Annotated in this window: 21 protein-coding genes and 3 pseudogenes; 13 read left to right on the top strand and 11 right to left on the bottom strand. The window is 30.9% G+C overall.

What is annotated here, in order from left to right; translation table 11 throughout:
* Positions 1 to 448 precede the first annotated feature (448 nt).
* Together HMPREF2597_RS05165 and abc-f are read left to right on the top strand one after the other, a co-directional pair.
* Positions 449 to 1,081 carry a stage II sporulation protein M gene (locus HMPREF2597_RS05165; RefSeq protein ID WP_002478734.1) on the top strand — a complete coding sequence of 211 codons (633 nt, stop codon included), beginning with the start codon at positions 449 to 451 and terminating at the stop codon, positions 1,079 to 1,081.
* Between the two features lie 327 nt (positions 1,082 to 1,408).
* On the top strand, positions 1,409 to 3,022 hold the full coding sequence (gene abc-f, locus HMPREF2597_RS05170) for a ribosomal protection-like ABC-F family protein (protein WP_002478735.1): 1,614 nt from the start codon (positions 1,409 to 1,411) through the stop codon (positions 3,020 to 3,022).
* Between the two features lie 200 nt (positions 3,023 to 3,222).
* Here the strand turns inward: abc-f and HMPREF2597_RS05175 are convergent, their stop codons facing one another.
* Together HMPREF2597_RS05175 and HMPREF2597_RS05180 are read right to left on the bottom strand one after the other, a co-directional pair.
* Positions 3,223 to 3,600 carry a hypothetical protein gene (locus tag HMPREF2597_RS05175; RefSeq protein ID WP_002478736.1) on the bottom strand — a complete coding sequence of 126 codons (378 nt, stop codon included), beginning with the start codon at positions 3,598 to 3,600 and terminating at the stop codon, positions 3,223 to 3,225.
* Between the two features lie 17 nt (positions 3,601 to 3,617).
* The gene (locus HMPREF2597_RS05180; protein ID WP_002478737.1) at positions 3,618 to 3,830 is read right to left on the bottom strand and encodes a hypothetical protein; all 213 of its coding nucleotides are present in this window, start codon (positions 3,828 to 3,830) and stop codon (positions 3,618 to 3,620) included.
* A gap of 978 nt (positions 3,831 to 4,808) precedes the next feature.
* On the opposite strand from HMPREF2597_RS05180, the pseudogene HMPREF2597_RS05185 reads away from it, so the two are divergent.
* Positions 4,809 to 5,443, top strand: a pseudogene (locus tag HMPREF2597_RS05185) (DUF443 family protein).
* Between the two features lies 1 nt (position 5,444).
* Positions 5,445 to 5,561 (top strand): annotated as a pseudogene (locus HMPREF2597_RS12760) (DUF4176 domain-containing protein); the annotation flags it as partial.
* An 89-nt stretch (positions 5,562 to 5,650) separates the two neighbouring features.
* On the opposite strand, the gene HMPREF2597_RS05190 reads toward HMPREF2597_RS12760, so the two are convergent.
* On the bottom strand, positions 5,651 to 6,796 hold the full coding sequence (locus tag HMPREF2597_RS05190) for an MFS transporter (protein ID WP_070817218.1): 1,146 nt from the start codon (positions 6,794 to 6,796) through the stop codon (positions 5,651 to 5,653).
* Between the two features lie 142 nt (positions 6,797 to 6,938).
* Here HMPREF2597_RS05190 and HMPREF2597_RS05195 point away from each other — a divergent pair, with 142 nt between their 5' ends.
* Positions 6,939 to 7,757, top strand: a complete 819-nt coding sequence (locus HMPREF2597_RS05195; protein ID WP_070817219.1) for a LysR family transcriptional regulator — start codon at positions 6,939 to 6,941, stop codon at positions 7,755 to 7,757.
* 75 nt (positions 7,758 to 7,832) lie between these two features.
* The gene (locus tag HMPREF2597_RS05200; protein WP_002478741.1) at positions 7,833 to 8,363 is read left to right on the top strand and encodes a GNAT family N-acetyltransferase; all 531 of its coding nucleotides are present in this window, start codon (positions 7,833 to 7,835) and stop codon (positions 8,361 to 8,363) included.
* A 426-nt stretch (positions 8,364 to 8,789) separates the two neighbouring features.
* Here HMPREF2597_RS05200 and HMPREF2597_RS05205 read toward each other — a convergent pair whose 3' ends face one another.
* Complete coding sequence (locus tag HMPREF2597_RS05205; protein ID WP_002478742.1) at positions 8,790 to 9,401, bottom strand: helix-turn-helix domain-containing protein; 612 nt, start codon at positions 9,399 to 9,401, stop codon at positions 8,790 to 8,792.
* Positions 9,402 to 9,756: 355 nt separating this feature from the next.
* Between HMPREF2597_RS05205 and HMPREF2597_RS12385 the strand changes: the two are divergent.
* Positions 9,757 to 10,073, top strand: a pseudogene (locus HMPREF2597_RS12385) (helix-turn-helix domain-containing protein); the annotation flags it as partial.
* Positions 10,074 to 10,225: 152 nt separating this feature from the next.
* Here the strand turns inward: HMPREF2597_RS12385 and HMPREF2597_RS05210 are convergent.
* From HMPREF2597_RS05210 to HMPREF2597_RS05235, 6 genes are all read right to left on the bottom strand, one after another.
* Positions 10,226 to 11,011, bottom strand: coding sequence for a hypothetical protein (locus tag HMPREF2597_RS05210; protein WP_070817220.1), 786 nt, complete (start codon positions 11,009 to 11,011; stop codon positions 10,226 to 10,228).
* Between the two features lie 300 nt (positions 11,012 to 11,311).
* The gene (locus HMPREF2597_RS05215) at positions 11,312 to 12,124 is read right to left on the bottom strand and encodes a CPBP family intramembrane glutamic endopeptidase (protein ID WP_002478744.1); all 813 of its coding nucleotides are present in this window, start codon (positions 12,122 to 12,124) and stop codon (positions 11,312 to 11,314) included.
* 753 nt (positions 12,125 to 12,877) lie between these two features.
* On the bottom strand, positions 12,878 to 14,053 hold the full coding sequence (locus HMPREF2597_RS05220; RefSeq protein ID WP_002478745.1) for a restriction endonuclease subunit S: 1,176 nt from the start codon (positions 14,051 to 14,053) through the stop codon (positions 12,878 to 12,880).
* Complete coding sequence (locus tag HMPREF2597_RS05225; protein WP_002478746.1) at positions 14,046 to 15,602, bottom strand: type I restriction-modification system subunit M; 1,557 nt, start codon at positions 15,600 to 15,602, stop codon at positions 14,046 to 14,048. The genes HMPREF2597_RS05220 and HMPREF2597_RS05225 overlap by 8 nt, the downstream gene beginning before the upstream one ends.
* 98 nt (positions 15,603 to 15,700) lie before the next feature.
* Positions 15,701 to 18,487 carry a type I restriction endonuclease subunit R gene (locus tag HMPREF2597_RS05230; RefSeq protein ID WP_002478747.1) on the bottom strand — a complete coding sequence of 929 codons (2,787 nt, stop codon included), beginning with the start codon at positions 18,485 to 18,487 and terminating at the stop codon, positions 15,701 to 15,703.
* 82 nt (positions 18,488 to 18,569) lie between these two features.
* Positions 18,570 to 19,697 carry a hypothetical protein gene (locus tag HMPREF2597_RS05235; RefSeq protein ID WP_002478748.1) on the bottom strand — a complete coding sequence of 376 codons (1,128 nt, stop codon included), beginning with the start codon at positions 19,695 to 19,697 and terminating at the stop codon, positions 18,570 to 18,572.
* Between the two features lie 516 nt (positions 19,698 to 20,213).
* Between HMPREF2597_RS05235 and HMPREF2597_RS05240 the strand changes: the two genes are divergently transcribed.
* From HMPREF2597_RS05240 to HMPREF2597_RS05265, 6 genes are all read left to right on the top strand, one after another.
* Positions 20,214 to 20,552 carry a helix-turn-helix domain-containing protein gene (locus HMPREF2597_RS05240; protein WP_002478750.1) on the top strand — a complete coding sequence of 113 codons (339 nt, stop codon included), beginning with the start codon at positions 20,214 to 20,216 and terminating at the stop codon, positions 20,550 to 20,552.
* Between the two features lie 37 nt (positions 20,553 to 20,589).
* Positions 20,590 to 21,423: a CPBP family intramembrane glutamic endopeptidase gene (locus tag HMPREF2597_RS05245; protein ID WP_002478751.1), complete on the top strand. Its 834-nt coding sequence runs from the start codon at positions 20,590 to 20,592 to the stop codon at positions 21,421 to 21,423.
* A gap of 132 nt (positions 21,424 to 21,555) precedes the next feature.
* Positions 21,556 to 21,960, top strand: coding sequence for an NINE protein (locus HMPREF2597_RS12395; protein ID WP_002492278.1), 405 nt, complete (start codon positions 21,556 to 21,558; stop codon positions 21,958 to 21,960).
* 312 nt (positions 21,961 to 22,272) lie between these two features.
* Positions 22,273 to 23,304: an NAD(P)/FAD-dependent oxidoreductase gene (locus tag HMPREF2597_RS05255; RefSeq protein ID WP_070817221.1), complete on the top strand. Its 1,032-nt coding sequence runs from the start codon at positions 22,273 to 22,275 to the stop codon at positions 23,302 to 23,304.
* A gap of 19 nt (positions 23,305 to 23,323) precedes the next feature.
* Positions 23,324 to 23,725, top strand: a complete 402-nt coding sequence (locus HMPREF2597_RS05260) for a GNAT family N-acetyltransferase (RefSeq protein ID WP_002478753.1) — start codon at positions 23,324 to 23,326, stop codon at positions 23,723 to 23,725.
* Positions 23,726 to 24,091: 366 nt separating this feature from the next.
* Complete coding sequence (locus HMPREF2597_RS05265; RefSeq protein ID WP_002460200.1) at positions 24,092 to 24,286, top strand: hypothetical protein; 195 nt, start codon at positions 24,092 to 24,094, stop codon at positions 24,284 to 24,286.
* A gap of 345 nt (positions 24,287 to 24,631) precedes the next feature.
* On the opposite strand, the gene HMPREF2597_RS05270 is transcribed toward HMPREF2597_RS05265, so the two are convergent.
* The gene (locus HMPREF2597_RS05270; protein WP_002478754.1) at positions 24,632 to 25,624 is read right to left on the bottom strand and encodes an acrylyl-CoA reductase family protein; all 993 of its coding nucleotides are present in this window, start codon (positions 25,622 to 25,624) and stop codon (positions 24,632 to 24,634) included.
* Positions 25,625 to 25,871 lie beyond the last annotated feature (247 nt).

A 25,871-nucleotide genomic window follows, 5' to 3' on the forward strand; every position in this document is an offset into this window, starting at 1 on the left:
TGGGATATTAATCCTAGAAAAATGAGCCAGTAGATGCGTTTTTGTAAATGCATTTACTGGCTTTTTTGTTTATAGTACTTCGCATGATATGGTTTCGTGTGTCTATGATACTGTCTTAGTCACCCCAACTTGCTTTGTTTGGTGAATTTCTTATCGAAATTCTCTTTGTTGGGGCCCCACCCCAACTTGCTTTGTCCGTTGCCTTTCTTTTGGAAAGCCATTTTGTTGGGGCCCCACTCCAATTTGCTTGGCTTGTTGTAATGTTTTGAAAATAATGGCTTTTATAAAATAAGTTATATGTTGTTGATTAATTTCGTTCAATAATCGATAAACTTAATTTGCTTAACACATGCAATTAAAAAAGCAGGATAATGACATTAATCAACGTTACAATATTTTACTTTGTTTTGGTTTTTAAATAGTTTAAAATTTTAGAGTGTTTGATAATATGATAAATATAGGAGGAGATACTTTGATAAAATCAATAGATAAAAATGTATATAAACATGCACTGAAAGTATTCGCTTTAGCTACAATTATATTGATGATAACGACAGTCATTACGTATTTCTGTCATCCTGCAATTAATGATGTCAAACATTTAGGGAATTCATCTACGAATATAAGTAGTAACCCCCAAGGGCTAAGTAAAGTTTGGCATTTTATAGTAAATAATGGTTGTTTCGTGCCAGTTCAAATGTTTATATTAGCACTTATACCGATACCATTTCTTTATATGTTAAACATTGTTATCTCAGTTATTATACCAGGAATCATGTTTGGAATTTTTCTTAATTTTGATTTACACAAAGCATTTACCGCAATCATTGCATACATACCACACTATACGCTTGAAATCATGGCATATTGTATTCTTGCAAGTGGCTTATATATGTTAAACAAAGCCATTGTAAGAAAAGTAACCAATCTGTTTAGAAAAAAGAAGAAAGACAATTATCCTTTTAAAAAGAGTCTATTTAAAGTTATTAAAATATATTTTATTTTCACCTTACCATTAATTATACTTGCTGCATTTACAGAAACTTATGTCGCAGATTGGATATATCAATTGATGAACTAAGGTAATAAAGCTGATTAATATTTAATTAATGATATTTTCCTTAAAAAATATTGAAAAGAAATCTTCGAAATAAGCATACTAATAATCATGCTCTGCATACGCTTTAAGTGAATCCTTTTTTATTGTAAAATGTTTATAAATTACATTTGAGGAGGTGTCTAAATGTTTCTTATAGTTCATTGTTGCAGATATTTACAAATCATACGCAACAAATTTTCGATCTTAATTACAAAATTGGCGGAGTCTGTCTATTTTGAAGTTAATGATCAATCTATAAGGAACTGACACAATATATTTCTTCCTTATAGATAAATTGGAGGAAGAAAAATGAATATACTAAATGCATCGAATATTTCTAAAAAATATACGGAAGATATATTATTCGATCATATTAAAATAACACTTAATTCAGGTGATACTTTAGGATTAGTAGGTCGTAATGGTGAAGGGAAGACCACTTTATTAAAACTACTTTCTGGCATGGAAAGACCTTCGACTGGTGTGATTAGTTGGAAGAAGGATATTAAGATAGGTTACTTAAATCAAATACCTGATTATGAAAAAAGTGAAAGTGTTTATCAATGTATAAAATCTGTATTTAAAGAATTAGATACGATATCAAAACAGCTGGAAACAATTGAAACTAAAATGATTGAAGAAAGAGAAAATATAAATTCATTAGTGGCGCGCTATGGTGAATTGCAGACATATTATGAAGAAAATGGCGGGTATGAGATAGATGCTAAAATACGTAAAGTTACTCACGGTTTAAATATCGCGCATTTACTTAAAGCAAAGTGGGGAGATTTATCAGGGGGAGAACGTACTAAAGTAGGTATAGCACAGATGTTAATTAAGCCTACGGATTTGCTTCTTTTAGATGAGCCAACAAATCACCTCGATGTTAAATCTATAGAATGGTTGGCTAGCTATATAAAAAATAATGATAGTGCTACGGTGATCGTGTCACATGATCGTTACTTTTTAGATGAAACAGTTAATCAAATTATAGAAATAGATCAAAAAAAGCTTCATTTTTATAATGGAAATTATTCATATTTTGTTGAAGAAAGAGACAAAAGATTGTTGATTGAATTCGAAGCCTATAAAACGCAACAAAAGAAAATAAAGAAAATGAAAGAATCAATCAAACAATTAAGAACATGGGCTAGTCAAGCGAAGCCACCTAATGCTGCAATGTTTCGCCGAGCTAAAAGTATGGAAAAAGCTTTAAATCGCATTCAACGCTTAGAAAAACCGCTTTTAGATTCAAAAAAGATGCATATAACACTAGAAGAAGGCATGAACGTCTCGAATAGAGTGATTGAAATGGAAAATGTTACTAAAGCATATGATGATGTATTATTTAGAAACGTAAATATGTTAATCAGAAGAGGCGAACATGTTGCTATTATAGGAGATAATGGTACTGGAAAAACAACATTATTAAAAATAATTTTAGGGCTGACTTCAATAGATAAAGGTTCAATTAAAACGGCAAGTAATTTAAAAATTGGTTATCTTTCACAGCATGAATTTGAAAGGGATGGCAATGATACTTTGTTACACACATTTCGTAAAAAAGTCAATGTATCAGAAGACCAAGCGAGACATATTTTAGCTCATTTTATGTTTTATGGTAAAGATGTATTTAAAAAAGTTAATGAGTTAAGCGGAGGAGAAAAAATAAGATTAAGATGGGCACAACTCGTAAACACGGATTATAATTTACTTGTTTTAGACGAACCAACAAACCATTTGGATATAGACGCCAAAGAAATCATAGAAGATGCTTTATTAGACTTCAATGGAACCATCATTACAGTTTCACATGATAGATATTTCCTTAATAAGTTATTTAATACAACTTACTTATTAAAAAATAAAACATTAGAAAAATTTGAAGGTAACTATGATTACATTAAAGAAAAGATGCTATAAATAATTGATATAGAGAAATGCTGGTCAATAAATTAAAAAATATACAACAATGACCATTGTAAATACGCTTAAGGAAATCGGATTTATGGAATGCCGATTTCCTTTTGTTTATCTTCTTAAATCGGATTTCAACTTTATATGCTGTTTATGTGAGGCTTAATAAGTATAAAACGATGCGTTTTTGAGTTCTTATGAAAAATTTATTGTGTGATAAATAACTTTTTAATTTCCTTACTTAACAAAAACACAGTTATTGCGATAATAAAAATTATTTCTTCTCCAATTACTAGGCTAATTATCGCACCTGCACCATCAAACATTTCATAATACTCTGCAGACTTCATGAAATCGATAAATATTTTAGCAAGTCCCCATGAAATAATAAATCTGCATACTTTCATTGATAATATGAGCCGAAAGTCTTTTTCCCATTTAAAACAGAAAGTAAGAATAACAGGTAATATGAGTGCAGGTATGTAAACATAAAGCAACCCTACTTGGAAATGGTAGTCTAGTGCAATAGTGATGAAATCAATGGGGAGCAAAAAGATTAAACATAAAAATATGCGTTTTTTCATTGCTATCTCTCCTTTTCTTATACAAATAATTGACCTGTATCAACCATCGCTCCAATTTCAAGTATCGCTATTATAAATAAGAAAACTAAGAATATCGAGACAAAAAAAGCGACCATGGTTATTAATATTTTTTTAGGTGCATGTTTTATTTTAGATACATAGTAAAAAATCGCATCAATACACACAATCATTAGTATTGTAATTATTACAATAACAAAATTAGAAGACACGAGCGATTCCTCCTCCTTTTTCTATAATTTTATTTTGCAAAAGTGTCAGAGAAAAATATCAACTCCAAATTTATTGATTATAATCACTTTCAAATTACTATACTTATTAAAATTATGCCAATTTTTTACGATTTTAATTTATTTCAATTTTGCAACAATTTCATAATTTTAGTATGTTAAAACTGAAATTTATTAATATTTTTAAGGTATTTTAATGTTAAATGCTTCAAGACTAATTACAGTTATAGGGAGTTTTTTAGGTATCACATTCGGCAGTAATAAGTGGAAATTTTGCGCATACTGTTGCTACAATAAGAGCGATGATAGCTCTAGGTGTTAGTGGTCCCATTGAATGAGGTATTAGGACACTTTATGCTGGAGGATTTATAGCTTGTAATCACTCGTAGATGAAAATATGGATATTCACAAAGTGTTTAAGAAAAACTTATTAAAATAATACGGTTAAGGGGACATTTAAATGAATACGTTTAATTGATTTATATTATTTATGCTTAGTGCAGTTTTAGATTCTTTGACAACAAGTATTTTAGACAATATTATGCAAAGCATATGGATACCAAGAATATGTGGCATGCTAGTCGCTGGCCTAGTAGGTTTAATTTTATATGTTTTTTTAAATAATAAAAAAGGCTCTAATCCCAATCTGGCTGGTAAGTCCGAACGGAAAGAGCCTAGGACATAATTATGTTTTAAGCTATGAACTAAATATTGACAGTAGTTGACTGGATTGAAAATACGCTTATACTAAGCTTTATTCAATCCTAGTCACCTTGCCGGGACGGGACGACGAATTCATAATGAATGCTGTTCCGCTCCCTCTTTTTTTATGTTGGAGTGAATTATCTTGAATTTAGAATTATTTTATTGCACAAATGATTATGGTGTCGATAGTTCTGTTGCAAAGTTGAATGTATAGTATGATATAAACAAAAAGGTGTATGGAGTTGCTAAGAATAAATGGAAAATGTATATACGATATATAAAAATCCTAGATATAAAATCATTCAAAAAGATAATAGATATTTAATGATCGATTTAGAACAAAATTGGTATTCATATTTATGCCCTATGTTGAATTGGTTTATACCTATTAAATATACAGAACTGAGTTACAAAGAGTTTAATAATTTAAATATATTTAATAACCAAAATCAGAGCAATCAAGGTTTAATAGCTGCTGGAATTGGTGTTACTATCAGTGTATTATTAAGAAGTTTTATTGGCTTAATGAATATTAATATTAGTCAAATATGGATGTTTGTGCTATTTTTAATTGGATTTGTCGGTGTGATAGCACTACGTTTATCTATAAGAAAGAAGTTGAATCATCCAGCATTTAATAAAAATAGCACACAAAAAGTAATGTTGATTCCATCATTCAAAAATATGGTACTGGTGGTGTTTTGTTATTTGATTTCTATATATTTAATAGTTGGGCTATTTTATATGATGGTTATTGAGAATATACAAAATATATGGATTTATATATGTTGGTTAGGTATTTTTTTGTATTTTCATTTATGAATATGGCTTCAATTTCTGATAGAAAAGTTCATGCCAAAATTAAAAATATAGAAAGACAGGTGAAATAAAGTGAAAACAATAGGAAGTATCATATATCTAAGATAAGGTTCCCAAAAATTAATGATTATTAATCGAGGTCCCATTGTAGATATAGATAATCAAAAGTATATTTTTGATTACTCAGCAAGAGCCCGATAACTATTCACACTAGTTATCGGGCTCGGTCTTTATCATGTTCATACACTATTTAAAACATGATAGTAAAAAATACCAAATTAATTATTTTTTCTATCAATCGTAATATTCATTATCTGTAACATGATACCAATAACAGTAATGATAATAGCGCTATAAATAAGCATATTTGTATTAATAAATTTAAGTAGAATTATCCCACCTAGAGCTGAACCCAATGCACTACCTAAATAGTTGATGGAGCTATTTAGTGCAACGGCGGCACCACCATGATTAGCATGATTTTGTAATAATATATGTTGTTGAGGCGCCTGTGTTGCCCAACCCATAGCACCCCATAAAATAAAAGGTATAAAATTTAAAAAAGGTACTTGAATTGTAACGTTAAGTAATGCGAAGCTTAAGGCTAACGCAAATAAAATAATAAGCATTAAGACGGCAGGATTTTTAAATTTATCAATTAAAAATCCGATTCCAAAACTTCCTATTAATCCACCTACATCCCATGCAGTTAAGTAGCATGTAAGATATTCTGTGTTACCACTTTCTTTGATTATATCAGCTAAATAAGTATACAATCCCAGACTCGCAATGGCAGCGCATAATGTTACGAATACAACGCTTAATACATGTTTATCTAAAAATAATTTGAAGCGTGATTTTAAATTAGGTGGTGCTTGTACTTTAAATCTTGGCAGGTATTTTAATATACTCATTAAGCCAATTAGACCGATAAGTACTATTATTAATATGGAAAAGCGCCAATTCGTATATTTTGAAACTTCTAAACCTAATGGCACTCCCACGACTGTTCCTACACTCATTCCACCAACTGTAAATGCGATGGCTTTTCCTTTATGCTTTTTGGATACTAGATGGCTACTTGAGCTAACCGCAATAGGTGAAAAGATACCTGCGCCCAATCCAGCTATTGCTCTTGAAATGATATAAATCGCATAGTTAGGAGCTAACGCAGTAATTAAATTTGCTAAAGAGAAGACACTGATAGCTAATATTAATATATTTTTCACTTCATTTTTTGCTAATAAAGTAGAAAAAATGGGTGCTGAAATAGCAAAGAATAAAGTAAATACTGTAACACCTTGTCCAACTTCAGCACTATTTTTATTAAAATTATCGCCTATGGCAGGAATTAATCCTGCTACAATATATGCATCCATGCCTAAAGCAAACATACCAATGGTTAAAACCCATACTTTTTTCATCATCATTCCACCCTATAAAAGTTAATATTTATAACACGAAATATTGTTTTCTGATATAAAGATAAAACACCTGGAAGTATGTGTGAATAAGTAATCATTTAAAGGGGTATTAACTAATAGTTAATACTAAAAGGAGAAGCTAATGAACTTTGAATATATACAAGATTTTATTAGAGTAGCTGAATATAATAGTATAAATAAAGCATCACAAGAGTTAAATATTAGTACGCCAGCGCTTAGTAAGAGAATTAAAAGCGTTGAAGCATATTTTAACTGTCATTTATTTTATAGAACTTCAAAAGGTATTTTCTTAAATGAAGAGGGGAAACTGGTATTTAATACATTTAGAGAGATTCAACATTCTATTGCTGATTTAAAGAAACAGTTGAATATTTCTTTTGATTCTAAATGGAAAATAGGTGTTATTCCTAGTTTTTCTTTAACGAATAAATATAAAAATAGAGGTTTTGATGAGATAGCTAACTTAATCATTGAAGATAGCACTTCTATTTTAATAGAAGAATTGTCTAAAGGTAATATAGATTTACTTATTGGGGATGTATCAAAGCTAAATAATCGTGATATATATCGCAAAAGATTATATAGTGAAAATTTTATGGTTATTTATAATGATGACAATAAATTTACTGAGAGTTCAAAAATTGAGATAAATGAATTATTAAGTGAGAAAATTTATATACAAAATCCACCCTGCGATACGTATGATTTTATTAAAAATAGATCAATGGAAGACAAATTAAATTTAAACTATAATAAACATTTTGAATCTGTAATAGCGAACATTAAAGCTGGAAATGGTATTACATTAATGCCGGTGTCATTAACATCAAGAATATCAAACATGAATTTATTTCAAAAAGTTTTGAGCGGATACAAAAGAGATATAGGCATCGCTTCGTATGATCAAAGGAAGATAATAAAAATATATGATTTTTATTAAAAAATTTAGAAGAAGAGAGAAATCAAAAATAGTTAGAAGGCATATTTAACTTATATAATAAGATAAGGTGAGAACATGGATTTTACGATTAGAACAGAGGAAAAAGAAGATTATAAGTTTACAGAGGAAGTTGTGAAAAACGCATTTGCTAATGAATCATATAGTGATCAGAGTGAACATAGATTAGTTGCGAATTTGAGAAATTCCGATGCGTTTGTTCCAGATTTATCATTAGTTGCTGTAGATAAAAACAAAATGATTGGTCATATATTATTAACTAAGATTGTTATTGTTAATGATGAGAAAAATACAGAATCATTAGCTTTAGCACCAGTTTCTGTATTGCCCGATTATCAAAACAAAGGTGTAGGACGAAGTTTAATACAAAAATCTTTAGAAATAGCAAAGAAACTTAATTTCGGGTCAGTTATAGTAATGGGACATGCAGAATACTATCCTAAATTCGGATTTAAACAAGCTTCTAATTGGGGCATTCAAGCACCGTTTGATGTACCAGATGAATTATTGATGGCGATAGAATTAAAGAAAAATGCTTTAGATGAAGCTTCTGGAGTAATTCAGTATTCAAGCGCTTTTTTTGAGTGACAAAATAGTTTTTTTAGTTTTGAGTCTGGGACATAATGATGTTTTAGTCTATGAACTATATATTGGCAGCAGTTGACTGGATTGAAAATACGCTGGATACCAAGTTATTTCAATCCTAATCAACCATGCGGGGCGACAGGACTACGAATTCATTATGAATTCTGTCCCGCTACCTGATTAGCTCAACTAAAATTACAAATAGGAGCAAAAGCAATACCAAAAAGGGTCTGGGACATAAATCTCAGAAAAATACAGTTCGGGACATAAACATATCGGATTAAAGAAAATGGTAATTTCTATCTTGTTTCACTAGAAATTACCATTTTCTCTTTAGTCCAGGAACTTTATGTTCCAGACCCACTTGAATTTGTATGAATTATTAAGTAAATCACTTCAAAAACGCTTTTATTTTGTCTTAACTTGTTATTATTTTCCTAATAATTGAGGAATGAGCCAACTTAAAAATCCGCCAATTGGAAAAATCATCCACCAATTTCTTGATAAAAAATCCCAGCCATTTGAAGCAGATTCATTTCTTCTATGAGACCTTTTATTATTCATTCCTAAAGTCATAGGATATTTTTCATCTAATTTTTTTGAGATAAATACATTTAAGAAATAATGTGCTATAGCTAAACTTAAAAATAAAGTGAACAGCCAAATAATTCCAAAAATCTCTTGTTTTAGGCCGTTTAGCTCACTTATAAAGATGGCAAAAAAAGCTAAAAGTAGAAATATAACCCCAAATATTATTAATCTTATAGTAAATATTTCATTTTGGCGGTATTTAAACTGTTTTTGCTGCTCTTTAGATATCTCCATTATTTCTGCCTCCTTATCCGGTGAATCAATTGATTCAAATAATTCATTAATTGTTACATCTAAAGCATTTGAAATACTTTTTAATGTTTTACTGCTAACCTCCTCTCCTGCTTCAATTCTTTGAATAGTTCTCACTGTTACACAGGCCTTTTCTGCTAAATTCTCTTGTGTCATCGATTTACTTTTTATGATTTTTGCAACTCTTGATTTGTCCATGTTAATAAGTTACTCCTTTTTCATAAATATAACCACGAAAAATTGCCGACAATTAGACGACAATAGCACGACAGACACTCTAATTATACGTTTTAGACGGTTTAAACTATAGGTAGTGGTTCATATAAAATAATATAATAATAAAAGCGTTTCAGAAATAAATAATGGTTACCAGAGGGATTTGAAATGATTTTTAGTTGTTTACTTAACTTTTTAACTTGATGTATTTATTTGGCTTATATTTACATATTTTGATTGGAGACATTTTTAAGCATAAATCTCTATAAACAAGTTCTAAATCTTAAAAAACTATTTAATATTCAAAATAGAGATATTTAAAATGATTACAAGCTAGCCTATGATGAATGAAGTTATTGGGAATCCGTTATTAGATAAGTTTATGAAAGATTTAATCGTTCAAATTTTAGCAATAGTTTCAGAACAGGAGAGAAATAAAAGTAAACGTCGACAAGCTTGAGGCATTCAAGTTGTGAAAGACCAAGGGATACCTAAAGGGCGTACTTTACTTTATTCACTAAATGCGAAGATCCTAAAAAATGTGTTATCTATCATCATATTGCAGAAGTGTTAGAAGAAGGCAAAGTAATTAGTCAGATTGCGAAAGAGGTTAATATTACAAGACAGATAGTTTATAGAATCAAGCACGATAAGGAAAACTATCTTGATAAATTGATGTTCAATGTAAATGAGAGGTTCTCACAGTCTCTCAAATCTCATATTATATTATTGAATTGAGATTTTAATAATTATACAAGAAAAAGGAGTGCGAATTCACACTCTTTTTTTCTAAACTAAGCATTTTTCTATTGTTCCTTTTGCTTATTTATCATTACTTGGATGTATAAAGTAATCCAAAGTTCGGGAGGATATGGTATTGGGGTATCATTTGATTCGATTTCTATATTGTGGTTTTCTCCTCTACGTCGAGTTACTAGATTTTTACCTAAATCAAAAAATGAACGTTGCGCTGTTAATATTTTATTGTTTTCTTTTCCTATTATCACCATTTTAGTTGAAAAATAAGGGTTATTAAACTTATATGTGTAATTAATGTCTAGAAAAACATAAGGAGTTTGTTGTTTTATTCCTCCTTTTACCAACTTTATCATCTGTAATATGCCGACTTCTGATCCATCAATACAGACTCTATAATGTGGTCTTAAAGACCATAATTTAACTCTTTTTAAAATGATATCGTGATCTGATGACGTAAGCTTGACACCATAGGTCGGAAAAATATCCAATATACTTAGCCACTTTTGAAGATTATTATTAAAATAAGGAGTCCATACAGTATCAGTCATACCATGAATTTTAATATATATGTCATCGAATAAATACAATGGAGCTTGATAAAAAAATTCATTCTCCTGTAAGTTAGGACTTTTTTCATATAAAGTAAGTTCTCTTTTATATTTTTGTTTATAATAGCGTCTTATCATAACAGTTCCCAATAAAATAACAATACTTGCCGCCCAAAAAATTATTAACATCCATGGGGGAATAGAGTTATTGAAAAACCCCATCATACTTCCAATTATTAATATTGTTACTAAAATAGTTCCAATAAATAATAATAAAACACGCAATTTTATAACTCCTTTCAAAAATATAGAATTCCTCATTATAAATCCATCGCAATATTTTTATTTGGAAGAATGAAGGAATATTACCACCTAATGTTTCAGATTTAACAGCATATTTATCTATTAGTTTTGCATTGCTATTATCATTTAAATTTAGATTATTTTTTCATCACTGATCTATTTATAAATAAAAATTTATATATAATAACCGCTAAGTTTAAACAAAGAAAAGAGCTGAATTATTAAAGCAGTCAAACTCATCTGACTGGCTATCAAAACAACAAATAAGTCGTAATTTTAAAATCAAGATTTTCTGTCGATATTATCTATTTTCAAAATCAAAATTAATGCGAAAATACTTAAAACTATTATTCCAATAACTCCTGTTGGACCATAAATTAATGAGTTAAACTCACTTCTTTTAAGAGCAAACATATAGACAGTAGTTGAAAATTGATTAAAAATACCATGTAAAACAGCAGGCATAAAGACACTTTTAGTTTTTAAGTACGTGTAATAAAGAATAATACCTAATGGTATACACATAGCTACCATCAAAAAAACACCTAAACTAGGATTATTTGGATAATTATGTCCTTGTAAAATGAGGGGTAAATGCCAAAACCCCCATATAATTCCACCACTAAGTAAACCTTTCTTTGTACCTAATTTATCTATTAATATAGGATACATAAAAGCTCGCCAACCTAATTCTTCACCTAAATATGCTACCAGACTAACTAATACACCAACAGTTATATTTACTACTAGAGGAATAAGTAATTTATGCATTATATCAAAAATATCTAAAAACTGATTAGGGTTTACAACATAAGAAATTAAATAAATTAAGGTTATAATAATTATCATAGTGAATGGATAGATAGCCCAATATTTGAGTTTACCAATACGTAAGGAAAAAAATTCTGTAAATTTTTGATGTTTATAAAAATAAATCCAAACAATAATTGCAGATATTGCAGGGAAAAGCATTATTAAATTAGATAATATAATTTTATTATTTACAAAATACAATACTCCTCCAAAAATATAAGTAAGTCCAAAAACAATCATTATAAATATCATAAGTGGTTTTGTTTTGTATTTAGTCTCCATAAAAACTCCTTAATATATTATAGTTTTCAATAACCTAATTAACTAAAATAGTAATAATATGATTTTATCATAGTAATTTAAAAATTAATATTAAGCTCAGAAAATTGATTTATAATTATATTTCAAATTATTCTTTAAAAACTCAAACGAGACTATAGTAGTTTTTAATAAAGGAACAAAAAATAAACCGATAATAAAGAAAAATATAGTTGAACTTAATTGGAAAAACACTAAAAATCAACGGACTAATAAAATTATTAAAAAGACAGACAACGTGAATTCAATCAAAACCATTCGTTTGACGGGTGGTTTTTTCTTAATACTATATTGGAAGGTGGCTGGGAAGAATAAAAAAAGTTGACTGCAATGTAGTCAACTTTTCATCGTTAGATATACTTTGTATTGTAAATCATTGAAGTTATACCAAATCCTATTAACGTGAATATAATAATATATATACTGATATTGTCAGACTTTAAATAAAAATGAAATAGTAAAAAAGTAAGAAATGCCACGAAAAAATAAAGAGGTATAACACTTTTACTCCATAATATAGAATGTTTTATCATATATCACACTCATTTTTTAATCGAAGTAGTTTGATGCTTTCCTAATCTTAATATTACTAGGCAAACGTTTTATAAAATTAAACGTAACAACGAATAATCTCTATGAATATATTACCGCTGCAAATAAGCACACTATGCGGCATTGTGTCATAACTTTTTCATTTACATAATGCCTTTATCAGAATCAAATGAACATTTTCTGTAATAACCCTTGTTTACGTTGTTTTAAAAATTCAACTTTTGATGATTGTTTTTCTATGTAGTCATCAAGTTTTTTTAAGGAGGTTCCTATTTTCTTTTGTTCGTCACTACTTGATGGTATTTTTAATTTTTCTTTAGAATAATCTTTATAATATAAATGTGGTATCGTACTACCAATTATATACTTTTTAAATTCAAGTAATTTCATGCGATAATATAAAAATTGAATGTCTATATATTTAGGAAGTAAATATCCCATTGTACCTATAACAGAGGACTTACCTGCTCTTAAATTTAAACGCCCAACACCAGCACCATCTTTTAATATTGAAATATAAGGTTCTTCCATATCGTATTGAGAATCTTTTGCAATTTCTTGGATAGCATCATAAACTGGATAACTTCCTAATGTATTATTTTCAATATATTGATTGGAACTTTTTTTAGAACTGATATATTTCGTTACTTCTTCAATAGTTTTTTCTATCCATTCAGGATAATCATTTCCATTTTCATCTTTAAATTTTATTTCTTGTGAGAATATCTTTTGCATATATCCTTTCTTTTGTTGTTTTAGGAGTTCGAGTTTTTGTTCTTCTAATTCAATTTGACGGTCGAGTTTGCTAAAAAAATTACCTATTTTTTCTTGTTCACTAATCTCTTTTGGAAGAAAAAACTCTAATTTTTTAATATCTGAATTATATAAGTGGACTACTGATTTACCTTGTGCATATTTTGCTAAATTATACTTTCCTTTTCCATTTATATATAATGATATAAATCTCCCGTCTGCAATTTTAGGTGTAATTATATTAAGATCCCCACCAATTATGATTTTTTCGCTAATATTAATACAAGTAGCAGTAGCTATATCAATGTCAGTTTCACCTGAAGATGGAATTAACACTTGATTTTTCTCTGAATAAACAAGTTTTTTATCTAACTTATTAGTCTTACTATAAACTTTAGTAGTGATAGGACCATACTTAGTATAAAGTTCTCCGTATAAGATACATGGATGACCTTCCTTACTAATATCTTTTTTAGATAAAGACTTACCTTTTCCAAATGAAGCTATATTTTTTAGTTTCTTTCTTACCCACTCCCCTTTAAACTCCGGAAATCTCAATTCTGGTACATTTTTTTGTTCATTAGTCATGGTTGACCACTCCTAATTCTTTGAGATATTCATTGATTTCTGATTCAACATTCGCAATTTCTTTATCAATATCTTTGAGTTTTTGTTGAACTTGGTCTAAATCAATCGGTTCTTCTTCTTCAAAGGTATCAACGTATCTCGGAATGTTTAAGTTATAGTCATTCTCTCTAATTTCATCTAATGACACTACAAAGCTGTATTTATCAATGGTTTCTCTTTGACGATAGGTGTCTACAATTTTATTCACGTCGTCGTCGGTAAGGTGATTTTGGTTTTTACCTTTTTCAAAGGATTGAGAAGCGTCAATAAATAACACATCGTCGCTTTCTTCACGACATTTCTTGAAAACTAGAATGCAGGTTGGGATATTTGTGCCAAAGAATAGATTAGCAGGTAAGCCAATCACTGCATCAATGTAATTCTTGTCTTCAATTAAATATTTACGAATTGTGCCTTCTGCATTTCCACGAAATAATACACCGTGTGGTAATACAACAGCCATAGTACCATGATCATCTAAGTGATAAATCATATGTTGAATAAAAGCATAATCTGCTGTTTTTTTAGGTGCTAATTTGCCATAGTTACTGAACCGTTCATCTTCTAAGAAGGATGGGTCTGCACTCCAATGTGCACTATATGGCGGGTTTGCGACAACTGCATCAAAGCGTTCGTCATGTACGGCAGGGCTTTCTAATGTATCGTCATTTTCAATTTGGAATTGTTTATAATTGACGTCATGGAGTAACATGTTCATGCGTGCTAAGTTGTATGTTGTACTGTTATATTCTTGTCCATAATATTGGCGAACTTTTGCTTCTGCACCAACACGAAGTAATAGGGAACCAGAGCCACAAGTAGGGTCATAGACGCTACGTAAATCATTTCTACCTGTTGTTACAATTTTAGCTAAGATTGTTGATACTTGTTGCGGTGTATAGAATTCTCCGGCTTTTTTACCTGCAGAAGCAGCGAATTGGCCGATTAAATATTCATACGCATCGCCTAACATATCGATTTCAAGATCACTATGGACGAATGGTAGGGTAGCAATTTGAACCATCACTTTAGAGATGAGTTGGGTACGTTTAGCATTGGTATTACCTAAACGGCTTGATGTTAGATCCATATCGTCAAAGAGGTGAATGAAGTCATCTTCACTGTCATGGCCTCGGGTAGAATTTTCAACATTTTTAACCGCATTGCTTAAGTCTTCAATTTGGAACGTTTGGGCCTCAATTTTGTTTATAAGATTGCTGAAAAGAAATTGAGGTTCAATCACAAAGCCAATACGTGCAATGAGTTCCTTTTCCACAATGGGTTTATATGTATCGTTATTCATGGCTTCTTCATATGAAATATCGTCTTCTTTAAGTAAGCCCGCTGCGATGTCTTCATTCTTCTCACTTAAGAAGCGATAAAAGATTAAACCTAAGATATAGTTTTTAAATTCATTGGCATCCATATTGCCGCGTAAATCATTGGCAATAGACCATAGTTTCTTTTGTAAGTCAGCAAGTTGTTGACGTTGCTTTTCTGTTGTAGACACGGGTGTATCCTCCTCTGTTCATCGTTTGTATCAAAGTGTATATATGTTATTTTAAAGCACAAAGCAAAATAAGTTAAGCGGTATGCCGCCTAACTTATTTAATTTGCTGCACCATATTTTTCTGCTGTTTCTTGAACGAATGATTTAACGTTTTCAATTTTCTGTGTGCGGACGAGTAAACCACCTGTAATACCTTGTTCGACAAAGTTATTATCAAGTTGCCCGCTAAATTCATACTCATTAATGACTTCTTTAAGTAAGTCGATAGGGTATGCTTTGTCATTAGCAAATTCTTGAATTTCCTGTTCTTTTACTTCTTCTTCAAAGTTAAAGTAAGCATCTTCAATCACGGCATCTTTATCTAGGTGAGGGATAACTTTATCCAAGAATTCACGAATCAGTTCTGCTTTTAGACGTAATTTGTCATCATCTGCCTTGCTTAATAACTGTTTGATTTGTTTACGCACGCGTTCGGTTTGAGCTTTATCCGTTAAATCAATATTGTTTAGTAAATCAAGAATGTATTGAACATTAATCATATCATTTCTTAAAATTTCAATTTTGAAATCAATATCATCTAACACGGATGTTTTTTCACTTTGACGTTGACCTTTGACTTTGTCATAAATGGCATAATATTTACCTTGGTAATCTTCAAATGTCTGTTGACTAATGCCAAGAAGGTCAGAAGTAAATTCAAATTCATCAAAGGTCTTTAACCTTTGCAGCAAGCTCGCTACGGCACGATATGCGAGTACAAAGTCGAGTTGATCGTCTTCTCGCTCTAGGTTATCTACATCATCAGGCGTAGGAACTACGTTAAGTAATTGGGTAAGTACATGCTTGAAATCAGATAATAAGACATCGAATGACGGGCTTAATACTGTATCTGTATCATTAGTTTGAGAAAAGAGTTCTATGGCTTTATCCGTATTATCTTTAAGATTGCGATAACATACAATGTTGCCGTAGGGTTTGGTCTCCTTTTCAACACGGTTTGTACGTGAATAGGCTTGAATTAAGCCGTGATATTTTAAATTACGATCAACGTATAGCGTGTTTAACTTTTTACTATCGAAACCAGTTAAGAACATATCAACGACAATTAATATGTCTAGGCGTTCAGCCGGATTACCTTGTTTCACACGTTTTGAAATATCATTAAAGAAACCGTCAAACGTGTCTAGACTAAAGTTTTTATCAAACATTTGATTATAATCACACATCACTTGTTCAAGTTCTTCTTTAGTATGTACTTTATCGATTTGTTCTTGTGTATCTTCATTTGCAGCATAAGTAAAGATGGTTGAGACATTTAGATGATGTTGACCTGCGTCTTTAAGTTGCTTGAAAATTTTATAATATTTAATAGCCATCGGAATACTTTGAACTGTCAAGATAGACGTGTACATTTGATTACGCGTCTTTTTATGATGATTGGCCACCAAATGCTTAGCAATCATGTTTAGTCGGTCATCAGCCATCCAGAGTTCATTTTCATCAATGCTAGATACGTAAGATTCATCCATGTCATGGATTGCATTGGCAAATGTACTGATATATTCTACAGAGAAACCTAACACGTTACCATCACGAATAGCATCCTTAATTAAATACGTATGTAAACATTTTTCGAAAATGTCTGCCGTAGCTCGACCATCTAGACTGGCATTTTCTTCAAAGCGGGGCGTACCAGTAAATCCAAAATATTGCGCTTGCTTAAAGTGTTGTCTAATTAAGCGATGCATTTCTCCAAATTGGGTACGATGGCATTCGTCAATGATAAAGATGACTTTATCTTGCTGATATTTATCCATAATGTTAGCACCCGATTTAACAGCATTCGCCATCTTTTGAATAGTTGTAACAATAAGCTTTTGGAATGGGTCATCGAGTTGTTTCAGCAATTTATGTGTATTATCTGTTAAATCAACAGAATCCATTTGAAATTTATTAAATTCTGCAAGTGTTTGACTATCCAAATCTTTACGGTCGACTAGGAAAATAACTTTTTTAATACTTGGATCTTTGGACAGTATTTGGCTTGTTTTAAAGGAAGTCAGTGTTTTACCACTACCAGTTGTATGCCAAATATAACCATTATTATTGGTTTCAGTGGCACGATTAAGTAATGATTCAACTGCATAGACTTGATAAGGACGCAATGCCATAAGCAATTTATCTGTTTCATTCGTTATCATATAGCGACTAATCATCTTAGCAATGCGACAACGATCAAGAAATTCTTGAATAAATTCTTTCAAATTATTAATACGGCGGTTATCTTTGTCACTCCAATAGAACATTAAACTCTTGAATATCTCTTTATCACTATTGGCATAATAACGTGTTTCTTTTTTATTACTTACTACAAAGAGCTGTATGAAGCGGAACAAGCCACGATAATTATGTTTGCGATAACGTTCAATTTGATTAAATGCTTGACTAATTGCGATACCACTACGTTTCAATTCAATTTGAACTAAAGGCAACCCATTGATTAATAGCGTTACGTCATAACGTGCTTTATATTTATCGTCCACAGTCACTTGGTTCGTTACTTGGAATTTATTCTGACACCAGTGTTCTGTATCTAAGAAGTATAGATAAACTTTAGATTCATCATCGCGTTCTAATGTGTAACTGTCACGTAACTGCATCGCACTATCAAAGACACTTTTATCGCTAATATCTGTCATTAAGCGTGCAAACTCGGTATCAGAAAGTGGTCTATTTTTTAAGTTTTCTTTATTACGTTCATTTAAGATTTGGCGGAAATTCTCTACAAGCTGCTCATGATTTCTTAATATAATTCTTTCATAGCCTTGAGACTCCAACTGCTTGATAACATCATTTTCTAATGCTAATTCTCCTTGATAACTCATCAAATCACCCAAAAATTAGTAGTTTCTTTAAATATAGCACAATATTTAGAAGGAAAGTTCTATAATTTTAATTTCAGAGTGTTTAAATAAAATTTTGTAGTGAGACGATACGTTTTAACTGTGTATGTAATTGTACATATTCATATAATAATAACTTTTCTAGATATATTTTTTTAGCTTCATTTAATTCTTTAATAATAAGGGTTTTAGCTCCATGTGTGTTGATTTTTCCTTGGTATATCCAATCTACTATACTATCAAGTTTTGTATCATTTTTAGCGACTGGTTCTATGTCTATTAATTTATTTTTAATTTGTGGTCTACTCCAGTCAAATAAAGATAATAGATATGCTGATTTTTTTTGAATGATTTGTGTATAGTAAAAATTATGTTTACGGTAGTTTGATTCATATTCACTGAAAAGAGTGAGTATTTCATTGAATTTTAATATCGGAATTTCATAATTTTTGATCTTTAATAAGAGCTCAACATATTTGGATTTTGTCATTTCTACTTTTTCATGTCTAGGAATATTATTATTACTATTCAAATCTTCTATATCTTTACGACAAGTTCTTATTTCGCTTTTTATTAAAGATAGTTTGTTTGTGAATAAAATAGACATATCTATAGCTTTAATTTGATTAGAGTTATTTATTTTAATATAGTTTATCAAACTATTAGTATTAATGATGAGATTATTTTTGTTCACATAGTTTCTGATATCTGAATATGAAATGTTGAACACATCTCTTCGCGTTTGTATATTTTTTATCTTACTTTCTTTTCTTTGTCTATGTTCAATAATTCTGTTAATCATTGTCATATTAACATAACTCATTTGATCAAATTTCAAAAATTTCTTTTTTTTAGGTTTACTTAATCTAGTGTCATTTTCTGTTAAATTAATTATCTTATTGCTAATATTTTTAACATAATCTATGCTGAAATTAGTCTGTGGCTCATCAATTTTGGTATAACCTATAAATTCAAAGTTATTAATGATATATGTAGCTTCTTTTAAAGAATACCAGCGTTCTAATATATTTGTAGCATAAAACCTGTTTAATTCATCTAATAAGTTTTTTTCTTTATTATTTAGAGAAGCAGCCTCTTGTAAACAATCAATATCTTCGTAAGAAAACTTTTGTTCTATCCAATAATCGAAATTGAAGTATCTCTCTTCTTTGTTACTATTTACTATAATCATAACATTATACCCTTTGCCGAATTTTTTTCTTCATCTATTTTTAAATAAATCTACTAAGTACAATTAAATTATAATAAAAAAAATATAATTTTGAAATGGGGGAGATGTTATGAACACATTAATAGTTTCTTTGATTCTTAGTGTTCCTTTAAATATATTAAGTAATTTTTTATACGATTTACTAAGAAAAGAATCGAAATTTTAGTGCTAATTCAAAAATATCCCTCTAAAATGGTGTTGAAATTACATCTTGATAGTGGGATTTTTTATCTACAAAATTGTATAAAACTGACAAACTTCATTTGCCTTAGAATTTAAAATAATAAAGATAGTGATTTGATTTGTTTTTTAGTAAAATGAAATATAAGTTCAATCAAAACAACATAAAGATGTACTGATAACATGGTATGCTAAATTTTGGAGACAGAATGTAATGAATTGGTGCGCGAATGCGTCAATTTGAATACAGATAATTACAGATAAACTTGCTAAGTTTAAAGAGAGGTGACCAATCATATGAAACTTGCGGAACAAATTAAGAAGTATCGAAAAGAGCAAGGTTTAACCCAAGATCAACTTGCTGCTGAATTACATACAACGAGACAAACGGTTTCTAAATGGGAACAGGGCTCAATTGAACCTAATGCGCAAATGATTGTTAATTTGGCACAAATGTTTAATATTACGACAGATGAATTACTTACTGGAGAAAATATGAGTAATTTCACTAAGGAGTTAAATGAGACGGGTACGGATCATTTAAATTTTTGGGACTTCTTGTCACAGAAATGGTGGTTTGTCTTAGCTATCGTTGTTATAGTTTGTGGTACTTTATCTCAAATATTCGCAGGTTAATCATTTAGGTTTCCTACACAAATTTAGGAGGAAACACATGAATATTTTAATAAAGTCAGCAAAAATATTTGGAATTATTATACTTACATTTGTGATTACAGTTGTGGCACAAAACGTTGCAATTTTATGGCATTTGTTAGACTTAAAGGCGGTTGAAACAATACTCCATGGGCTCACATATGCTGTTATCACATTTTTACTTATCACATGGTTTATTCAGAAAGGTTTGAAACAAGAACTCAGGGACTATCGATTGACCAGATTTAAGTTATCACTCGATGTTATAGTCATAGGTTTAAGTATCCCTGTTATAGTGATTCTTATATGCATCATATTTATCCCAGGAAGTTTTGTTGTTACAAGAATAGCTAATCCAATTGACTATTGTAATATGCTGTTTGAAATTATCTTTCTTGGGGGTATTTTCAGTCCGATTGCCGAGGAAATATTAGTTAGAGGTTTACTCATGGGCTATATTGAAAAGCAAACAAATATTACCACTGCAATCATGATTTCCTCTGTATTATTCGCAGTGGTACATTTATTTAATGGCGGGATGTCTGGGGTAAGTCTAATATTACTTTTAACAAGTGGCACGATTGCTGGTATACTTTACGGCCTAATTGCTTATAAGTATCAATCAATTTGGGCGAGTGCCTGTCTGCATATTTGCTGGAACTTATCAGATTTGTGTCATATTTCAACAAATAATGAGCAATACGGTATTGTTCAATATATTGTAGAAACTAAAAACATCTGGATAACGGGTGGTGCCTATGGTAATAGTGCGTCAGTGATTTCAATGTTGATATTTTTAATGGCAATCTTTTTGATTTTAAAAAAAGCAATTAAATATAGTCATTCTTGTTAATGCGGGTAGTCTTGAAGTGGATAATTATCTATTTCTTAATTATTTAAGCAGAAAAATGTGATTTGTTCATAATTTTCGCTAGAGTAAAATACAATTTAACCCTATGATGAGTGCGTAAAGGAGCGGATTGATTTGAAATTTAGTCATGTAGGAGAACGAATTAGAATATTAAGGAAGTCTAAAAGGATGTCTCAAGAGAAATTAGCAGAATACCTTAATGTTTCTCGTCATTCTATTTCAAATTGGGAAAGAGAAGTAAATTTACCAGATATACATTCTTTAGTGGAAATGACTAAACTTTTCAACGTTTCTTTAAACTTTTTGGTTAAAGGAGAAGAGATGATTGTGAACAAATATGTTTATGCAGCACTAGCATTTTTCTTAGGTAGTTTTGGGGCACATCGATTTTATAGAAAGCAAAATGGTAAGGCGGTTTTATATTTATTATTTTGTTGGACTGGAATACCAGGTGTGATTGGAATATATGAAGGCATTATCGCATTTATTAAAACTGTTGATAAACAAGGACATATTTAAAGACATTGTAAGGCGCGGGACAGCATTCATTATGAATTCGTAGTTCCGCCCTGGCAAGGTTGACTAGGATTGAAAAAAGCTTGGTATCCAGCCATTTTCAATCCAGCCAGCTACTGCCAACATAGAGTTCAGAGCTTAAAACATAATGATGCCCCAGATGCTACGCTTATATAGCCGCCAATACATTTGTCCAGAAACTTAAGCGCTTTCTTTTCAACATGTTTTCTAACTGTAGTATAATTGTCCTCATATAATGATAATGTTTATCAATTAAAAGATATCATGTTTTAAATATATGAGGAGGATTCGTGTATGGAGGATGTAATCGTTATTGGGGGCGGTCCTGCTGATTTATTTGCAAGTTTTTATTCTGGATTAAGAGGCATGTCGGTCAGAATCATTGATGTACAAGATAAGCTGGGTGGTAAGATGCAGCTTTACCCCGAAAAAATCATTTGGGACATTGGTGGTATTGCGCCGAAGCCATGCTATCAAATTATTGAAGATATGATTGCGCAAGGTTTATATTTTAATCCACTTGTTAATTTGCAAACACGTGTTGTTGATATTCGCAAACGTGCTGAACGTCATTTTGAGGTAGAAACGGCGACTGGGGATGTATTTGAGTCTAAGGCAGTTATTTTTGCGATTGGTGGCGGAATTATTAATCCTAAACCACTAGAAATTAGTGGAGCAGAGCGTTATCAATTAACGAATTTGCATTACGTTGTTCAATCTTTAAGTAAATTTAAAGACAAAGAGATTCTTATCTCTGGCGGCGGTAATACTGCATTAGATTGGGCACGTGATTTAGCACCGATTGCGAAGCGTGTGACGGTGGTTTATCGTAAAATGGAAACGTCGGGTTATGAAGTGATGCATTCCGTTTTAACAGAGCGTGGTGTAACACTGATGCCACGGACGCAAATTAAGCAATTGATTGGTGATGATAAGAATCAGCGTATCCATAAAGTGTGTTTGGAACATTTGGATTCAGGGGATACTGAAACACATCGTTTTGATGATGTCATTATTAGTCATGGTTTTGACCATGAAAATCCACTGTTAACAGATTGTACTTCAAAGCTAGAACGGTATGACGATTATCGTGTTAAAGGCTTTGGTAATACAACGACAAATATTCCAGGTATTTTTGCGTGTGGCGATATTGTTCATCATGATGCGAAAGTGCATTTAATTGCCAGTGCGTTTAGTGATGCGGGTAATGCTGCGAATTTAGCTAAAACATATATTGAACCTGAAGCAAGTGATGAAGGTTATGTGTCTAGTCATAATGACATTTTTAAAGCAGCGAATCAGTCTATTCTTGCACAATATTTATAATTAGGAAAAGGGTGGAACCATGGTTAGAGTAAGTTATGAATCTCCATCAGTACAAGACTATTGCGCACTACGTGTCGAGGCGGGAATGAGCCCAAAATCTGAAGCTGCAGCTCAAAAAGGATTACCTCATGCTTGTTTTAATGTAACATTGTATGATGAAGCGACGCTTGTCGGCATGGGACGTGTGATTGGTGATGGTGGCACTGCATTGCAAATAGTTGATATTGCAGTGCGACCTTTATACCAAGGGCAAGGCTTTGGTAAATGTATTTTACAAGAAATTATGTCTTATATAGATCGTATTGCTGAACAAGGTACTTATGTTAGTTTAATTGCTGATTATCCGGCAGACCAATTGTATGCGCAATTTGGTTTTACTTCAACTGAACCGAAGTCTGGTGGCATGTATAAGGTTTATTGATACAACAGCAAGGGGAACCGGAATGCATTTTTAAATTTGTATGTCAGACCACTCAACTACTGACAATATAATAGTTAAGAAAGTCCATGGCATAAATGTCAAAATAATAGCCCCAAGATGATTTTTTATTTTAAATCATCTTTGTGCTTTTTCTATTTGAGTAAGTAGTTGTATATTTAAGTTTTGATTTTTATTGTCTAGATTTATTTTTTAAGACTTTTTTCAGTTTATCTTTTTACTTAATTTAATTAAGATATTATTTTTGTCTGAGTTAATATTTGAAAACTATATAAAAGTGTTATATGCTCATTAAAAGTACATGAATAATATTATTAATATAATGTTGCAAGATATAAGGAGTTTCCGATGAATGAAAATTTAGAAAAATATATAAAAAGCTTACCAATTTTAGGGTTGTTTATTAGTATTTTTTTGATGATTTTATTCTTTTTCATTTGGAAAGCCGAAGGGAATTTATTTATTATTTTTTTGTATTGCTTATTACCTGTAATTGTCAATACTTCTATTTATGGTGCATTTAAACTTTATAAGAATAAGTAATGTGATGAATGTTATTGTTTTAAGAAATCTTTTTTTTAAAAAGCATTATCTATAAAGGCTGCTATGCCAACAAAAGGAAACTCAAAGATGAGTTTCCTTTTGTCGTGTATTCGATAATTTTTCTAGTCTCTTTTTTTAGTGACTACCATAATTCCTAGAATTAAAGCGATAAATAGAACAAATTATATTATTAAAGAAATGCAAGAAATAGCAAATGTTATGTCAAATATATTCCAAATGGTACTATTTTTAAATGATTTTAGAAACGATTTAATGGGTATCAAATTGCTTTATTTGGATACAGTAATAAAACAAAAATTTCTCTATGTCCTAGTCGTATTTTGTTTATTTATTAAAGTCGATTACAACACGTCCTGCTTGTCGATGGTTAATAATCTTGTCTAAATATGTCGGTAGGTCCTTAAAGGCAATGCTTGTTTTAATATCATGCAATTGGTCTGGTCTTAAATCAGTGGCTAAGCGACGCCATACGCGCTCTCTGACTTTCATAGGTGTAAAGACGGAATCGATACCTAGTATATTAGCACCACGTAAAATAAATGGGAAAACGGTACTATCGAAATGATGACCACCTGTTAGGCCAATTAGGGCGAGACTACCTCCATAATCTAAGCGTTTGAGTACGTAAGATAGGCCTTCGCCACCAATTGGATCCACAGCTGCTTGCCAAGTGCGACTGGCAAGTGACTTTTGGTCGTCCTGTTCTATACGGTCAATGATTTTTGTGGCACCTAACTGCGTTAATCGTTCTTTAGATTCATGATTTCCTGTACTGGCAATGACCTGATAGCCAAGTGTGCTAAGCATCATGACAGCGAGTGAGCCAACGCCACCTGAAGCACCTCTTACAAGTACCTCTTTGCCTTCAATAGTCATGCCTTGATTTTCTAGGCGTTCGATGGCTAATCCGGCAGTATAACCAGCAGTACCATAAATCATGGTTTCTTCCAATGTAAGATGTTCGGGTAGCGGTACAATCCAGTCTGAATTCACTCGAGCATATTCACTAAATCCTCCAAAGTGACTAACACCTAAATCGTAGCTTGTGACAATCACTTCTTGACCTTTTGAATAACGTGGGTCATCGCTATGTTCGATGGTGCCAGCTAAATCGATCCCTGGTACCATTGGATAATTTTTAATTACTCCGTTATTGTCTTGTGTGGCAAGGGCATCTTTGTAATTAATGCTTGAGTATTGCACTTTGACTAATACGTCACCTTCTGGTAGGTCGTCGTTAGTTAACTGTATAAAGTCACCTTGAACCTTACCATCATCATCTTGAGTTACTTGGAAAGCGTTAAATTGTTGCGTCATCTGTATGTTTGCCTCCTTAGATTGTTGTACAACGTCATTATCATTATTTACCCTAATTCAATTTTTCTTATACAAATAGCAATACATCAAATATTTTTGATGATTAAAATAATAAAAAAATATTTCAATATATCACTATTATTATGGGCATTGACATGAATTCATGGGCAATCTATAATTAGTTTGATAATGATTATCAATTGTGTGCATACATTTTATTTTCTAGTGAGAAATACTACTATAACAA

The sequence above is a fragment of the Staphylococcus sp. HMSC063A07 genome (assembly GCF_001836955.1).
Taxonomy (GTDB): Bacteria; Bacillota; Bacilli; order Staphylococcales; family Staphylococcaceae; genus Staphylococcus; species Staphylococcus lugdunensis.

Coding starts and splice junctions, on each gene's coding strand:
- HMPREF2597_RS05165 (WP_002478734.1), top strand. CDS start 449: ATGATAAATATAGGAGGAGATACTTTGATAAAATCAATAGATAAAAAT.
- abc-f (WP_002478735.1), top strand. CDS start 1,409: ATGAATATACTAAATGCATCGAATATTTCTAAAAAATATACGGAAGAT.
- HMPREF2597_RS05175 (WP_002478736.1), bottom strand. CDS start 3,600: ATGAAAAAACGCATATTTTTATGTTTAATCTTTTTGCTCCCCATTGAT.
- HMPREF2597_RS05190 (WP_070817218.1), bottom strand. CDS start 6,796: ATGAAAAAAGTATGGGTTTTAACCATTGGTATGTTTGCTTTAGGCATG.
- HMPREF2597_RS05195 (WP_070817219.1), top strand. CDS start 6,939: ATGAACTTTGAATATATACAAGATTTTATTAGAGTAGCTGAATATAAT.
- HMPREF2597_RS05200 (WP_002478741.1), top strand. CDS start 7,833: ATGGATTTTACGATTAGAACAGAGGAAAAAGAAGATTATAAGTTTACA.
- HMPREF2597_RS05205 (WP_002478742.1), bottom strand. CDS start 9,401: ATGGACAAATCAAGAGTTGCAAAAATCATAAAAAGTAAATCGATGACA.
- HMPREF2597_RS05215 (WP_002478744.1), bottom strand. CDS start 12,124: ATGGAGACTAAATACAAAACAAAACCACTTATGATATTTATAATGATT.
- HMPREF2597_RS05220 (WP_002478745.1), bottom strand. CDS start 14,053: ATGACTAATGAACAAAAAAATGTACCAGAATTGAGATTTCCGGAGTTT.
- HMPREF2597_RS05230 (WP_002478747.1), bottom strand. CDS start 18,487: ATGAGTTATCAAGGAGAATTAGCATTAGAAAATGATGTTATCAAGCAG.
- HMPREF2597_RS05235 (WP_002478748.1), bottom strand. CDS start 19,697: ATGATTATAGTAAATAGTAACAAAGAAGAGAGATACTTCAATTTCGAT.
- HMPREF2597_RS05240 (WP_002478750.1), top strand. CDS start 20,214: ATGAAACTTGCGGAACAAATTAAGAAGTATCGAAAAGAGCAAGGTTTA.
- HMPREF2597_RS05245 (WP_002478751.1), top strand. CDS start 20,590: ATGAATATTTTAATAAAGTCAGCAAAAATATTTGGAATTATTATACTT.
- HMPREF2597_RS05255 (WP_070817221.1), top strand. CDS start 22,273: ATGGAGGATGTAATCGTTATTGGGGGCGGTCCTGCTGATTTATTTGCA.
- HMPREF2597_RS05260 (WP_002478753.1), top strand. CDS start 23,324: ATGGTTAGAGTAAGTTATGAATCTCCATCAGTACAAGACTATTGCGCA.
- HMPREF2597_RS05265 (WP_002460200.1), top strand. CDS start 24,092: ATGAATGAAAATTTAGAAAAATATATAAAAAGCTTACCAATTTTAGGG.
- HMPREF2597_RS05270 (WP_002478754.1), bottom strand. CDS start 25,624: ATGACGCAACAATTTAACGCTTTCCAAGTAACTCAAGATGATGATGGT.